Below are 13075 nucleotides of genomic sequence, written 5' to 3' on the forward strand. Positions count from 1 at the left end.
GCGATGTATCGGGGGCGGCGGGAGATGCCGTTACCGGTTCGGGTGCGGGATGAGCTGGGCGAGTTGTTCGCCGATGAGCAGTTCGTGGCCGCGTTCGGGACGGAGGGGCGGCCGGGCTGGTCTCCGGGCCGCCTGGCGTTGATCACGGTGTTGCAGCGGGTGGAGAACCTGACCGATCGGCGGGCCGCTGAAGCGGTCCGGACGGATCTGTCGTGGAAGTACGCGCTGGGGCTGGAGCTGGACGATCCGGGGTTCGACGCGAGTGTGCTGAGTGAGTTCCGGTCCCGGGTGATCGCCCATGGGCTCGAAGAGCGGGTCCTGAACCTGCTGCTGGAGACGCTGCAGGCCAAGGGACTGGTGAAAGCGGGCGGGAAACAGCGCACCGATGCCACGCATGTGATCTCGGCGGTGCGAGACCTGAACCGGGTGGAGCTGGCCGGCGAATGCGTGCGGGCCGCCTTGGAAGCTCTCGCCGCAGCCGCGCCCGGCTGGGTGGAAGAGGTGCTGGAGGTGCCGGGCTGGGCGGATCGGTATCGAGCACGAGTCGACTCCTGGCGGCTGCCGGCCTCCGAGACCGCGCAGGAGCAACTCGCCCGGGCCTACGGCGCTGACGGGTACGCGCTCTGCGCGGCCCTCTACGCGCCGTTCTCCCCTGCCTGGCTGCGGGAACTGCCCGCGGTGCAGGCGTTACGCGTGATGTTGATCCAGAACTTCGTCCGGACCGTTGATGCCCGCGGGCGGGAGGTGGTCGAACGGCGGCGGCCCCTGCGCGACGGCGGAGCGGGGCTGCCGCCCGGCAGACACCGGCTGGCCTCGCCCTACGATCCAGACACCCGCTGGTCGGCCAAAGCCGACGTGTTCTGGAACGGCTACAAGGTCCACATCAGCGAAACCTGCGCCACCAGCAGGAACGACGAGGACGGCGACGCGAGCTCGCCGCCGAACCTGATCACGAACGTGGCGACGACCGACGCGACCGTCGCGGACATGGCCATGACCGCCTCGATCCATCAAGGACTCCAGCGGCGGGATTTGCTTCCGGCCGAGCACTATGTCGATTCCGGATACGCCACAGCCGAGCTGATCGTCTCAGCCCGTGATCTTTACGGGCTGGCCCTGGTCGCACCGGTGCGGTTCGACTCCTCGCCCCAGGCCCGCGCCGCTACCGGATACGGCCGGGCCGCGTTCACCATCGACTGGACCGCGAAGCAGGCCACCTGCCCCCAAGGACAGACCAGCATCTCCTGGACTCCGACCATCCAGCGCGGCCTGGACACCATCGTGGTCAGATTCTCGGCGAAGACCTGCACGCCCTGCCCCGCCAGGACCGAATGCACCAGCAGTAACAGCGGCCGACGCCAGATCACCCTGCGCCACACACAAGCCCAGCAACAAGCCCTCGACGCCGCCCGCACCCAGCAGAGCAGCCAAGACTGGCAGCGCAAGTACAAGATCCGCGCCGGAGTAGAAGGCACTATCCGGCAAGCCATCGCCATCACCGGCATCCGCCGAGCCCGCTACCGCGGACTCCGCAAAGTCCACCTCGAACACGTCATCTCAGCTACTGCTCTCAATCTCACCCGGCTCGATGCCTGGTGGAACGACCACCCTCTCGACAGCACTCGTACCAGCCACCTCGCCCGCCTCGATCAGACCCTCGCCGTCTGAACCCAAGTTAGCCAGCAGGGTCGCCCTTGTACGGAGTGACGAGCGGGCCCTCGGCGCCCTGGTACGCCTTGTCGGCCAGGGTGACGATTCCGGCCTGCTCCAGCGCGCGCAGGATGCCCCAGAGCCGGGCGGCGCTCAGGTCATGGGCCTTGCCCGGCAGCGCGCCCGAGGTCCACAGGATCGTCCCGTCCGGCGAGGCGATGACCTGGACGTTCATTCCGTGCACGCGATGCTTTCCGGAGAAGTACGGGCGGTCTGCTTTGACCCGGTCGGTGTGGATCAGCGTCCCATCAAGCACCAGGTAGTGCAGCCCGTCCCGCTTGGCCTTGCGCAGTGCCTGCGCGAGCTTGGGCGAGCGGGCTGACAGCAGCATGACCGTCTCTTCCACATACCGCCAGGCGGTCACCGTCGACACCCCGAAACCTGCTCCCAACTCGGCGAACGTCTCGCCTTTGCGCAGATAGACCAGTACCAGCAGGGCTTGCTGTCCCGGGTCGAGCAGCCGCCAAGCCGACCCGATTACCTTGCGGTGCCGGCGGATCAGGCCCGCGACGTAGTTCAGGGTTGAGAGCGACAAATCGACCGCAGCACGGTAGAAAAGCATCCGAGGCCCCTGGTTGTGACGGATGGATTGTGGTGATCAACCCGTCTACCAGGGGTTTCGCTATGCGGTCAGGGGAACACCGACCTCGGGATCATGCTGTGACCGCCACGCCGCTGCCAGGGGATGAAAACGGCTCACTGGGACAGAAGTCGAGACGACTGAGTGCGCTGAGTGACGCCTCGATTGGGGAGAGCGGTCAGCGGGCTGATGCGGCGATAGAGCCGACGGAGCGCGGCACATAATCACAATGCACTCCATAGTGCACCAAACCAACGCATGCACAGGCTGAGGCCGTGACGATCCGCTGAATCGGATGTACGACCGAGGCATGCGGTATGGGCAGAGGGGCGGGTACACACCCGCCGAGCAGGAGAGGCGGGGACGGTTGCGGCTGGAGGCGGCCGGGTGGTTAGAGACTGGGCAGTCCGCCAAGGACATCGCCCGTGACCTGCGGGTGCACGAGCGGACGGTGGACAGGTGGCGCAAGGCATGGCGGGATGGCGGGATCGAGGCGCTGCGGTCCAAGGGGCCGGTGTCACGAGAGAAGCTGGCGTCGGCGCAGTGGGCGCGGCTGGAGAGCGAGCTGGGCCGGGGACCGCTGGAGCACGGGTTCGGCGATGACCAGCGCTGGACGCTGGCCTGGATCAAGACGCTGATCGGCAAGCTGTTCCACGTCGGGTACACCATCGAGGGGGTCGGCAAGCTGCGGCGGCGGCACGGCTGGTCGTGCAGGTGCAGGTGCCGGTGCAGCGCGCTCTGGAGCGCGATGAGGGGGCCAACGACGCCAGGCGGCAGGAGGTGTGGTCGGTGGTAAAGCCACCGCGGCGGACCTGGGCACCTACATCTGCTTCGAGGACGAGGCAGGTCAGGGGCTGAGGCCGCCCAAAGGACGAACGTGGACGCCGCGGGGCGCCCGCCCGGTGATGACCGTGCGTGACAGGAGGGCTGGTCGGGTCAACATCGCCGGTGTGGTCTGCTACCGGCCCGGGCAGCGTCCGCATCTGCTGTACAAGCTGCTCATCTACCACGGCCGCAGCCGAATGGCTGCTCGCCGTGGTGCTGCCGCGCTATCCGGCCGAGGTCATGCACGCCCTGGAGTACGCCGAGAAGCAGGGGCTACGGATCGCCGCCATCTGCGACAAAGCCGACTTCCCCGCTGAGGTAGTGCTCGACGCGCCGGTGGGGGATCGGCTGGTGTTCGACTCCCACGCGGCGCCGCTCACGCTGGCCATGGCCCTGATCGATGCCATGGCCGACGCCGCGCCGCTGCGTACCCAGGCCCGGCTGGAGGAGTACGAGCGGATGACCGACGAGACCGGCACGTTCATCACCGGCGATCTCCCCTGACCGGTTCCGGCCTTAATGGTAGGACCGGGGCTAACCGGCGATCCGGCGTAGCGATCGCACCGACCAGGTCACGGTCAGCGCGGCCAGCGCCAGCATGACCGCGAACGCGATCGGGATCGACACGTCGGTCAGATTCCCCGCGAACAGCGCCCGTCCCGCCACCACCGGGTGGTACATCGGATTGAACACGGCCACCTTCCGCATCCACTCCGGCGCCAGCGTCATCGGCAGCAAGGCCCCCGACAGCAGCATGACGGGCAGGGCGAAGAACTGCATGATCTGCGCCATGCCGTTCTCGTCCCGCAGCGACAGCGCCAGACCGTACGCGATGCCGGAGGAGAACAGGCCGGTCACCGCGATGAGCAGCACCATGATGGCGAGTCCGGGCAGGCTGGCGTGCATGCCCATGACCAGCGCGATCACGATCACCACGACCGACTGGAGCATGAGCACGACCCCGTCGCGGAGTGTGCGGCCGAGCACGATCGACGGGCGCCAGGCGGGGCTGACCGCGATGCGCTCCAGGACGCCGCTGCGCAGCTCGTAGATCATGCCGTAGCCGACGCCGATCGCGCCGAACAGCGCGGTGATCACCAGCATGCCCGGCGCGAAGCTCGTGAGCTGCGCGGAGATGGGCTGTCCGGCGGCACCCGCCACCAGCGGGCCGAACAGCAGCAGGTACACCACCGGCTGGACGATGCCGAACAGCGGCCAGATCGGGTTCCTGAACGTGTTGCGCAGCTCGTACGCCAGAAAAAGCAGCGTGTGGCGGATCATGCGGCGGCTCCGGTGTCGCGCAGGGATCGGCCGGTCTTGGCCAGGAAGACGTCGTCGAGGGTGGCGCGGTCGAGCGCGATCGAGGACAGGGCGAGGCGCTGCTCCTGCAGCGCCCGCAGCAGTGTGGGCAGGGTGTGCTCGCCGTCGTCGACGTACACACGCAGCACGTCGTCGTCGACGCGCGTCTCGCGGGCGTACGGCTTGAGCGTCTCGGCGGCCCGGTCCGGCTCGTCCAGCCTGAGCGTGACGACGTCGTCGGCGACCTCGCGTTTGAGCTCGCCCGGTGTGCCCTCGGCCACCACCAGGCCATGGTCGACGATCACCAGCCGGTCGCACAGCGCGTCGGCCTCGTCGAGGTAGTGGGTGCTGAGCAGCACGCTGGTGCCGAGCTCGCGCAGCTGCCTGATGCGGTCCCAGAGGTTCGCCCGGTTCTGGGGGTCGAGCCCGGTGGTGGGCTCGTCGAGGAAGAGCAGCGGCGGGCTGTGCACCAGCCCGAGCGCGATGGCCACCCGCCGCTTCTGGCCGCCGGAGAGCGTACGGCCGGGCCGGTCGGCGATCTCCGTCAGGTCGAACCTGGCGAGCACGTCGGCCGTGGCCCCGGCCGGGTCGGGCACACTGTGGATCTTCGCGGCCATGATGATCTGCGCCCGTGGCGTGGTGCTCTCTTCCACCCCACCGGCCTGGCTGACGTAGCCCAGGTTGCGCCGGACGGCGCCGGGGGCCTTGAGCAGGTCGTGCCCGGCGACGGTGGCCGTGCCGGCGTCGGGCGTGATCAGCGTGGCGAGCATTCTGATCGTGGTCGTCTTGCCGGCGCCGTTCGGGCCGAGGACCCCGAAGATCTCGCCCTTGCCCACTTGGAGGTCGACACCACGGACCGCTTCCACGGTCTGGGTGCCCTTCCTGCCTCTGGTGGTGAATGTCTTGCGTAAGCCATGCGCATCAATGATCATTTGCGGCTCCTTACGGTAGTTCGTCGTTCTCGACGCTGATGACCGCCTTCTCCGCCCAGTCGAGGTGTGCGGTGAGCATGGCGACGGTCAGGCGAAGGTTCTCGTCGACATGCCGGGGAGCGCCGTAGCGCTGCTTGACGCCGTAGATGCTCTCCATCGTCTCGATCGACATCCTGAGCTGCCGGATCCTGCCGCCGAGCGCGTCGAGGATCTCCTGCTTGGACAGGCGGTCCATGAACGTGAGCGCCACCTGGAAGGGATCGATGATCGGCCTGACGTCGTACCAGGTCTCGAGCAGCTGGCGGTGGAACTCCCTGCGGCCCGCCTCGGTGATCTCGTAGACCGTCTTGCCGCCCTTGCCGCTCTCGATCACCTCAAGCAGGCCCTCTTCGGCCATCTTGCTCAGCCCGTGATAGATCGAGCCGAACGCCACGTTGGCCCAGTGCTCCGCGCCCATCACCTCCAGATGCCGGCGGACCTGATATCCGTTGAGCGGCTTGTCGAGGAGGCAACCGAGGATGAGCACACGGGTTGAAGAAGACATATACAAGTTTGTAGTCAAATTTGAACCCCTGTCAAGGTCATAAACTGAGCCGCATGACTGAACGACCGATCGCGCTGGTCACCGGCGCCTCCCGTGGTGTCGGCGAAGCGATTGCCAGGGCACTGGGGCCCACGCACCACGTCATCCTCGGCGGCCGCGACCATGACGCGCTGGCCGCCCTGGCGGCCGAACTGCCCGACGCCAGAGCGTGGCCGGTCGAGCTGACCGAGGTCACCGAGGCCGACGTGGCGGGCGTCGAGCGGCTCGACCTGCTGGTGCACAGCGCCGGCATCGGCCTGCTCGGCAAGGTCGCGGAACTGAAGACCGACGTGTGGCGCAGGACGATGGAGCTCAACGTGATCGCCGTCGCCGAGCTCACCCGGCTGCTGCTGCCCGCGCTCAGAGGGGCCGGCGGTCACGTGATCTGCGTCAACTCCGGCGCCGGGCTCCGGGCGAACCCCGGCTGGGGCGCCTACGCGGCGAGCAAGTTCGCGCTGCGGGCCTTCGCCGACGCGCTGCGCCAGGAGGAGGCCGAGCTCAGGGTGACCACCATTTACCCGGGCCGGGTGGACACCGACATGCAGCGCGGCGTCCGTGAGCAAGAGGGCGGCGATTACCAGCCCGACAAATACCTCAAGCCCGAGTCCGTGGCCCGCGCGGTGCTGGCCGCCGTCAACGCCGGGCCTGACGCGCACCTGACCGAGCTCACGCTGCGGCCCAGCGCGGGCCCGGTCAACTGAATAGATCCATTCACCACTGCGTCCTCGCCCCCGCGCGGTTCCACCGGCGTGTCCCACTCCCCGGACGAGCATGCCGAGCAGGCAGACTGCGAGGCGGGGGGTCGTCGCTCTCGCGAACGTTCTGGAGGACCTGTGTCGGTGACCTACTGGTGCGAGCACGCCTGGCTGCCCGACGGCGTCCACGAAAGCGTGCTCATCAGGGTCGACGGAACCCGGATCGCCGACGTGACTCAGGGCGACCCTGACGGCGCCGAACGCCTGGCGGGCCTGACGATGCCCGGCCTGGCCAACGCCCACTCCCACGCCTTCCACCGGGCGCTGCGCGGCATCACGCAGGCGGGCGCGGGCGACTTCTGGACGTGGCGCGAGCGGATGTACGAGGTGGCCGCGGCGCTCGACCCGGACCGCTACCTCGCGCTGGCCAGGGCCGCCTACGCGGAGATGGCGCTGGCGGGGGTCACCTGCGTGGGCGAGTTTCACTACCTGCACCACGCGCCGGCCGGCCGGCCGTACGACGACCCGAACGCGATGGGTCACGCGCTCATCCAGGCCGCCCGGGACGCGGGCCTGCGCATCGCGCTGCTCGACACCTGCTACCTGACGGGCGGCATCGGCACGGGCGCGGCGGCCGGTGGCGGCACGGGACTGGTGGGGGCGCAGGTGCGCTTCGGGGACGGGGACGCCGACCGGTGGGCCAGCCGGGCCGACCAGCTGGCCGCCGCCTACAAGGGGCAGCCCGACGTGGAGATCGGCGCGGCCGTCCACTCGGTGCGGGCCGTGCCGGCGGAGCAGATGCCGGTGGTCGCCGAGTTCTCCCGCCACCACGCGGCGCCGCTGCACGCGCACGTCTCCGAGCAGCGGGCCGAGAACGCCGCGTGCGTGGAGATGTACGCGGCCAGCCCGGTGCAGGTGCTGCACGAGCGGGGCGTGCTCGGACCGCGCTCCACCGCCGTCCACGCCACCCACCTGAGCGACGTCGACATCGAACTGCTCGCCCAGTCGGGCACGCACATCTGCATGTGCCCCACCACCGAACGCGACCTGGCCGACGGCATCGGGCCCGCCAGGACGCTGTTCGACCGGGGCGCGCCCATCACGCTCGGCTCCGACAGCCATGCCGTCGTCGACCTGTTCGAGGAGGCCAGGGCGGTCGAGCTGGACGAGCGGCTGGCCACCGGCGAGCGCGGCCACTGGCGCGCCGAGGAGCTCCTGACCGCCGCCACGGCCGCGGGCCACACCTCGCTGGGCTTCCCCGACGCCGGGCTGCTGGTGCCGGGCGCCTGGGCGGACCTGGTCTCCGTACGCCTCGACTCGGTTCGTACGGCGGGCGCGGGCGGGGTGGAGGCGGTGGTGTTCGCGGCGACGGCGGCCGACGTGCACTCGGTGATCTCAGGTGGCCGGCGCGTCGTGTCGGACGGGCGGCACACGCTGGGCGACGTGGGCGCCATGCTGACCGAGGCGATTGGATGGGTTCGATGACCTCTGTGCTGTTCGACGGGATCAAGCTGCTCTACACCGGGGATCCGGAGCGGGAGGAGATCGAGGACGCGGCGCTGGTCGCCGAGGACGGCCTGGTCGCCTGGGTGGGCCCGGCGGAGCGGGCGCCGGACGCCGACGAACGGGTGGACGCCGGGGGCCGGGCCGTCATCCCGGGGTTCGTGGACAGTCACGCGCACCTGGTGTTCGCCGGTGACCGGACGCACGAGTTCCAGGCGCGCATGTCCGGCGTGCCCTACACCGGTGGTGGCATCAGGACCACGGTCGCCGCCACGCGCGCCGCCTCCGACGCGGAGCTGGCGACGAGGGCCGCCACCCTGGTCGCCGAAATGCGGGCGCAGGGCACCACGACCGTGGAGATCAAGAGCGGTTACGGGCTGACCGTCGAGGACGAACGGCGCTCACTGGAGATCGCCACCGGGCTGACCGACGAGACCACCTACCTCGGGGCGCACGTGGTGCCCTCGGGCATCGGGGCCGACGACTACGTGCGGCTGGTCACCGGCGAGATGCTGCGGGCGTGCGCGCCGTACGCCAAGTGGGTGGACGCCTTCTGCGAGAGTGGCGCCTTCGACGGCGACCAGACCAGAGCGGTGCTGGAGGCCGGGATCAAGGCGGGGCTGCAGGCCAGAGTGCACGCCAACCAGCTCGGCGAGGGGCCGGGCGTGCGGATCGCCTGCGAGCTGGGCGCCGCCTCGGCCGACCACTGCACCCACCTGAGCTCCGCCGACGTCGACGCGCTGGCCGCCTGCGCCCCGAAGGACGCCCCTGGCACCGTGGCGACGCTGCTGCCCGGCGCCGAGTTCTCCACCCGCTCGCCCTACCCCGACGCCAGGAGGCTGCTCGACGCGGGGGCGGTCGTCGCGCTGGCCACCGACTGCAATCCCGGCTCCTCCTACACCTCGTCGATGGCGTTCTGCGTGGCGCTGGCCGTACGGGAGATGGGCATGACGCCGCTGGAGGCGATCAGGGCCGCGACCCGTGGCGGGGCCCGCGCGCTGCGGCGTACGGACGTAGGCTGGTTGCTACCGGGAGCCCGCGCGGACCTCGTCGTGCTCGACGCTCCTTCCTACGTCCATCTCGCCTATCGGCCGGGTGTTCCCCTCGTTCACCAGGTGTTTCTCGGTGGTCTCCTCCTTTAGGAGGACATCCAGAACCGTCCCCTGGTCGTAGCCCTTTAGGGAATCTTTGCATCTGGCCGGACGTTGGCCGGATAAGAACGTAGCTGCGGAACGAGGTGCCTGGGGATGGCAAGGCCTACGGGGAGTCGCACGCAGGAGCAGCACGTCGCTGATCGCGATCTGCTGGGGACCTACCTGGCGGAGATCGGGCGGGTCCCGCTGCTCACGGCGGAGGAAGAGGTGGAGCTCGCCAAGCGCATCGAGGCGGGCCTCTTCGCCGAGCAGCTGCTCGACAGCGGGGGTGCGGAGCCGCGCATCGGTGACGCGGCCGATGAGGAGCTGGAGCGCGTCGCGGTCTCCGGCCAGCGGGCGAAAGACGAGTTCATCCAGGCGAACCTTCGCCTGGTGGTGGCGGTGGCCCGCAAATACTCGGGCCGCGGGATGCCGCTGATCGACCTGGTCCAGGAGGGGAACCTGGGGCTGGTCCGGGCGGTGGAGAAGTTCGACTACAAGCGGGGCTACAAGTTCTCGACATACGCCACGTGGTGGATCAGGCAGTCCGTGGGCCGGGCCATCCACGAGCAGGCGCGGCCGGTGCGACTGCCCACCCACGCGGGTGAGCAGATGACCAGGCTGATGCGGGTGCGCCGGGACATGCTGGCGGAGTTCGACGTCGAGCCGACCGACGAGGACCTCGCCGGGATCCTGGAGCTGCCGATCGAGCGGGTCCGGGAGCTGCGCCGCTGGGCGTCCGACCCGGTGTCGCTGCAGCTCGGTGTGGGCGACGAGGACGAGACCGAGCTGGGCGACATGATCGCCGACGAGACCTGGGCCGATCCGGAGCAGCAGGCGATCGACATCCTGGAGCGCGAGCGGCTCGACCAGTGGCTCACCGACCTTGAGGGCGACACCCGCGACATGCTGCGCTGGCGCTACGGGCTGGTGGACGGTCGCGAGCACACCCTGACCGAGGTGGGCGAACGCTACGGCATCGGTCGCGACCGTGCCCGCCGCATCGAGCGCGACGCGCTGGCCCGGCTGCGCAAGATGGCCACTGCGGCGGCGTAACCAACCAGCTTCTTTTACGGCAGGGCACGGTGGGCCCCACCCACCGTGCTCGGTTGCCGTCTGTCCAGGGGCACGCTCCTCCGGTGGAGCGGGCTGGGCGCCGTGACGTGCGCATTCTTGGCCCCGTCCGTGGGCCGAACCCCTGACCCCGGCTTGTGGATCGAGCCCCTGGTCGCCCGAGCCCTCCTCAGGGGCTGCGCAGGATACGCCGGAGGAACTCCTCTACCGCCGCCTCAGCCGTTTCGCGGGCGCCGCCTCTGGCGACCAGCAGGACGCTCTCGTTGATCGCGGCCAGCAGCATGTGGGCGTGCAGGTCCAGGAAGTCAGCGGGGATGGCGTCCGTGGCGCGTAGCGCGGCCTTCAGCATGCCGAAGGAGTAGCGCTCCTCCATCGCCCGCCACCGCTCCCACCCCAGCACCGACGGCGCGTCGATCAGCACGATGCGCTGGATCACCGGATCGCCCGCGAGCCTGATCCAGGCCAGAACGCCGGCCCGCAGCGCCTCGGCGGGGTCGGTGATGCCCGCGACCGCCTCGACAATCTTGACGCCGATCCCCGCCTCCGTCGCCTCCAGCACCGCCTCGAACAGCGCGTCCTTGCCCGCGTAGTGGTGGTAGAGGGCGCCTCGGCTCAGCCCCGACTCCTGGAGGACCGCCTCGATCGAGGTGCCCTCGTAGCCGTGCTCGGAGAAGAGCCGCGTGGCGATCGCGAGGAGCTGGTCGCGGGTGGCCGCGCCGCGTTCCGCCTTGAGGTTCATGGAACCACTGTAGGAGCGGACCTCCGCCGACCGGCCATGGACAAACCGACAGTCGGTCTGTAATTTCGTAGACCGACAGTCGGTTTGTAATCCAGGCATGGGGAGACAAGACCATGAACGACATCAGCTACGTGGACGTCGGCGACGGGCCGGTCGCCCTGTTCGTGCACGGCGTCGCCACCAGCTCGTACCTGTGGCGCAACGTCATCGCCGAGCTGCGCGACGAGCGCCGGTGCGTGGCGATCGACCTGCCCCTGCACGGTGGCAGCGCGCCGCGCGACGACCTGTCGATCCCCGCGATGGCCGAGGCGGTGGAGGAGCTCTGCGCCGAGCTCGGGCTGGACCAGGTCGACCTGGTCGCCAACGACACGGGCGGCGCGGTGGCGCAGGTCTTCGCCGTACGCCACCCGGAGCGGCTGCGCTCACTCACGCTCACCAACTGCGACGTCCACACCAACACGCCGCCGGAGTCGTTCCAGCCCACGGTCGACCTGGCCGCCCGGGGCGAGCTCGCGCCGCTGACCGCCGCGCTGCTGGACCAGCCGGAGCTGCTGGCCCAGACGGCGTTCGGCGACGGCTACGAGCGCATCGACGATCCGGCGGACCTGGTCGACCACTACCTGCGGCCGATCCTCGACAAGCCCGACGGCCCGCGCGCCTTCGAACGGCTGCTGACCTCGATCGACGCCAAGGACATGGTCGCGATCGAGCCGCTGCTCACCGTGCTGGCCGTGCCGACACTGGTGGTCTGGGGGACCGGCGACGTCTTCTTCGACGTGAGCTGGGCCCGCTGGCTGCGCGACACGATCCCGGGCGTCAAGGAGATCGTGGAGATCGAGGGCGGGCGGCTGTTCTTCCCCGACGAGCGGGCCGGCGAGCTGGTGCCGCACCTGCGCCGGTTCTGGGGCTGATCAGGCGAGCGAGCTGATCAGGCGAGCGAGCTGATCAGGCGAGCGGGTTGATCAGGCGAGCGGGGCCAGGTACTTGTCCAGGTCGTCGAGGATCCCGCCGGCGGCCGTGACGCCGATGCCGAGCATCCAGACCTCGTCGTCCACGTTGTGGGCGTTGCCCGACTTGACCGCCCCGAGGTTCTTCCAGAGCGGGCCGCCGGTCACCGACGCCTGGCTCTTGGCCGCCGCCTGGCCGTAGGCGGTGTAGAAGACGGCGTCGGCGTCGGCCTGGGCGATGTTCTCCTGGCTCAGCTTGCCGAAGCGCTTGTCCTGCTGTGTGGCCAGCATCTGCGTCTCCGGGCGGGGGATGCCGGCGTCGCCGACGACGATGCCGCTGAAGGACTCGGGGCCGTACATCCGGATCTCCGTCGGCATGAAGCGGACGATGCTCACCTTCAGCTTCGCGTACTTGGCGCCGACCTGCTTGGCCCGCGTCTCGTAGGCCGACAGCAGCCCGGTCGCCTGGTCCTTCTTGCCCAGGGCTTCGGCGTCGAGCAGGAAGTTCTGCTTCCAGGTGACGCCGACCTTCTCCGTGAACACGGTCGGGGCGATCTTGCTGAGCTTGTCGTAGAAGGCCGCCTGCCGGAACTTGGTGCCGAGGATGAGGTCCGGCTTGAGCGCCATGATGGCCTCGATGTTCGGCTGCTGGAGGGTGCCGACCGCCTTGGTCGCCGTCAGCGCCGAGCCGAGGTACTTCGGCCACGCCTGGCTCTCGGTGGCCTGGGCCGCGCCCACGGGGGCCAGGCCCAGCGAGACCATCGTGTCGAGCTTGTCGGTGTCGAGCACCACGACCCGCTTCGGCTCCAGCGGCACCTTCGTCTGGCCCATGGCGTGGGTGACCGTCCTGGTCGGCCCCGCCTGCTGGGCAGTGGTGGAGGTGCCGCAGGCGGCGAGCGCGAGAAGGGGCAGCAGGAACGCCAGACGCATTGGGGGATCCCTTGATCGATTAGGTTAGGCAAGCCTAAGTCTATGCCCGAATATTCGGCACGCGCTGTCCGAAACATGGACGAAACACCAGTGGGACGAGATTCACGAATGTGAAACACACCCGG

Annotated in this window: 13 protein-coding genes and 1 pseudogene; 8 read left to right on the plus strand and 6 right to left on the minus strand. The window is 69.5% G+C overall.

What is annotated here, in order from left to right:
* Nucleotides 1-24 precede the first annotated feature (24 nt).
* On the plus strand, nucleotides 25-1668 hold the full coding sequence (locus tag AB0J16_RS11675; protein WP_358537431.1) for an IS1182 family transposase: 1644 nt from the start codon (nucleotides 25-27) through the stop codon (nucleotides 1666-1668).
* Nucleotides 1669-1690: 22 nt separating this feature from the next.
* Here AB0J16_RS11675 and AB0J16_RS11680 read toward each other — a convergent pair.
* Nucleotides 1691-2272, minus strand: a pseudogene (locus AB0J16_RS11680) (transposase family protein); the annotation flags it as partial.
* Between the two features lie 328 nt (nucleotides 2273-2600).
* On the opposite strand from AB0J16_RS11680, the gene AB0J16_RS11685 reads away from it, so the two are divergent.
* Complete coding sequence (locus AB0J16_RS11685; RefSeq protein WP_358537434.1) at nucleotides 2601-3086, plus strand: helix-turn-helix domain-containing protein; 486 nt, start codon at nucleotides 2601-2603, stop codon at nucleotides 3084-3086.
* Nucleotides 3087-3325: 239 nt separating this feature from the next.
* The gene (locus AB0J16_RS11690) at nucleotides 3326-3619 is read left to right on the plus strand and encodes a hypothetical protein (protein ID WP_358537437.1); all 294 of its coding nucleotides are present in this window, start codon (nucleotides 3326-3328) and stop codon (nucleotides 3617-3619) included.
* A 30-nt stretch (nucleotides 3620-3649) separates the two neighbouring features.
* On the opposite strand, the gene AB0J16_RS11695 is transcribed toward AB0J16_RS11690, so the two are convergent.
* Genes AB0J16_RS11695 through AB0J16_RS11705 form a run of 3 tightly spaced genes read right to left on the minus strand, consistent with a single transcriptional unit; the run spans nucleotide 3650 to nucleotide 5890 of the window.
* Nucleotides 3650-4396, minus strand: coding sequence for an ABC transporter permease (locus tag AB0J16_RS11695; protein WP_358537440.1), 747 nt, complete (start codon nucleotides 4394-4396; stop codon nucleotides 3650-3652).
* Nucleotides 4393-5346, minus strand: a complete 954-nt coding sequence (locus AB0J16_RS11700) for an ATP-binding cassette domain-containing protein (RefSeq protein ID WP_358537443.1) — start codon at nucleotides 5344-5346, stop codon at nucleotides 4393-4395. Before AB0J16_RS11700 ends, AB0J16_RS11695 begins: the two co-directional genes overlap by 4 nt.
* A gap of 10 nt (nucleotides 5347-5356) precedes the next feature.
* Nucleotides 5357-5890: a PadR family transcriptional regulator gene (locus AB0J16_RS11705; protein ID WP_358537446.1), complete on the minus strand. Its 534-nt coding sequence runs from the start codon at nucleotides 5888-5890 to the stop codon at nucleotides 5357-5359.
* A gap of 53 nt (nucleotides 5891-5943) precedes the next feature.
* Here AB0J16_RS11705 and AB0J16_RS11710 point away from each other — a divergent pair, with 53 nt between their 5' ends.
* The 4 genes from AB0J16_RS11710 to AB0J16_RS11725 all read left to right on the plus strand — a co-directional run bounded on the left by AB0J16_RS11710 (nucleotide 5944) and on the right by AB0J16_RS11725 (nucleotide 10316).
* Complete coding sequence (locus AB0J16_RS11710; RefSeq protein ID WP_358537449.1) at nucleotides 5944-6630, plus strand: SDR family oxidoreductase; 687 nt, start codon at nucleotides 5944-5946, stop codon at nucleotides 6628-6630.
* Nucleotides 6631-6762: 132 nt separating this feature from the next.
* A complete protein-coding gene (locus AB0J16_RS11715) occupies nucleotides 6763-8109 on the plus strand; it encodes a formimidoylglutamate deiminase (RefSeq protein ID WP_358537452.1) in 1347 nt (448 codons plus the stop codon).
* Nucleotides 8106-9269, plus strand: coding sequence for an imidazolonepropionase (gene hutI, locus AB0J16_RS11720; RefSeq protein ID WP_358537455.1), 1164 nt, complete (start codon nucleotides 8106-8108; stop codon nucleotides 9267-9269). Before AB0J16_RS11715 ends, hutI begins: the two co-directional genes overlap by 4 nt.
* A gap of 105 nt (nucleotides 9270-9374) precedes the next feature.
* Complete coding sequence (locus AB0J16_RS11725; protein ID WP_358537458.1) at nucleotides 9375-10316, plus strand: sigma-70 family RNA polymerase sigma factor; 942 nt, start codon at nucleotides 9375-9377, stop codon at nucleotides 10314-10316.
* Nucleotides 10317-10503: 187 nt separating this feature from the next.
* On the opposite strand, the gene AB0J16_RS11730 is transcribed toward AB0J16_RS11725, so the two are convergent.
* Nucleotides 10504-11073, minus strand: a complete 570-nt coding sequence (locus tag AB0J16_RS11730) for a TetR/AcrR family transcriptional regulator (protein ID WP_358537461.1) — start codon at nucleotides 11071-11073, stop codon at nucleotides 10504-10506.
* Between the two features lie 113 nt (nucleotides 11074-11186).
* Between AB0J16_RS11730 and AB0J16_RS11735 the strand changes: the two genes are divergently transcribed.
* On the plus strand, nucleotides 11187-11984 hold the full coding sequence (locus AB0J16_RS11735; RefSeq protein WP_358537464.1) for an alpha/beta hydrolase: 798 nt from the start codon (nucleotides 11187-11189) through the stop codon (nucleotides 11982-11984).
* Between the two features lie 51 nt (nucleotides 11985-12035).
* Here the strand turns inward: AB0J16_RS11735 and AB0J16_RS11740 are convergent, their stop codons facing one another.
* Nucleotides 12036-12950: an iron-siderophore ABC transporter substrate-binding protein gene (locus AB0J16_RS11740; protein WP_358537467.1), complete on the minus strand. Its 915-nt coding sequence runs from the start codon at nucleotides 12948-12950 to the stop codon at nucleotides 12036-12038.
* Between the last annotated feature and the right edge of the window lie 125 nt (nucleotides 12951-13075).

The sequence above is a fragment of the Nonomuraea sp. NPDC049750 genome, from assembly GCF_040659625.1.
GTDB lineage: Bacteria > Actinomycetota > Actinomycetes > Streptosporangiales > Streptosporangiaceae > Nonomuraea.

What these genes read in the sequence shown, in the direction of transcription:
- AB0J16_RS11695 (WP_358537440.1), bottom strand. Translation starts at nt 4,396, where the DNA reads ATGATCCGCCACACGCTGCTTTTTCTGGCGTACGAGCTGCGCAACACG.
- AB0J16_RS11725 (WP_358537458.1), top strand. Translation starts at nt 9,375, where the DNA reads ATGGCAAGGCCTACGGGGAGTCGCACGCAGGAGCAGCACGTCGCTGAT.
- AB0J16_RS11675 (WP_358537431.1), top strand. Translation starts at nt 25, where the DNA reads ATGCCGTTACCGGTTCGGGTGCGGGATGAGCTGGGCGAGTTGTTCGCC.
- AB0J16_RS11730 (WP_358537461.1), bottom strand. Translation starts at nt 11,073, where the DNA reads ATGAACCTCAAGGCGGAACGCGGCGCGGCCACCCGCGACCAGCTCCTC.
- AB0J16_RS11705 (WP_358537446.1), bottom strand. Translation starts at nt 5,890, where the DNA reads ATGTCTTCTTCAACCCGTGTGCTCATCCTCGGTTGCCTCCTCGACAAG.
- AB0J16_RS11740 (WP_358537467.1), bottom strand. Translation starts at nt 12,950, where the DNA reads ATGCGTCTGGCGTTCCTGCTGCCCCTTCTCGCGCTCGCCGCCTGCGGC.
- AB0J16_RS11735 (WP_358537464.1), top strand. Translation starts at nt 11,187, where the DNA reads ATGAACGACATCAGCTACGTGGACGTCGGCGACGGGCCGGTCGCCCTG.
- AB0J16_RS11710 (WP_358537449.1), top strand. Translation starts at nt 5,944, where the DNA reads ATGACTGAACGACCGATCGCGCTGGTCACCGGCGCCTCCCGTGGTGTC.
- AB0J16_RS11685 (WP_358537434.1), top strand. Translation starts at nt 2,601, where the DNA reads ATGCGGTATGGGCAGAGGGGCGGGTACACACCCGCCGAGCAGGAGAGG.
- AB0J16_RS11700 (WP_358537443.1), bottom strand. Translation starts at nt 5,346, where the DNA reads ATGATCATTGATGCGCATGGCTTACGCAAGACATTCACCACCAGAGGC.
- hutI (WP_358537455.1), top strand. Translation starts at nt 8,106, where the DNA reads ATGACCTCTGTGCTGTTCGACGGGATCAAGCTGCTCTACACCGGGGAT.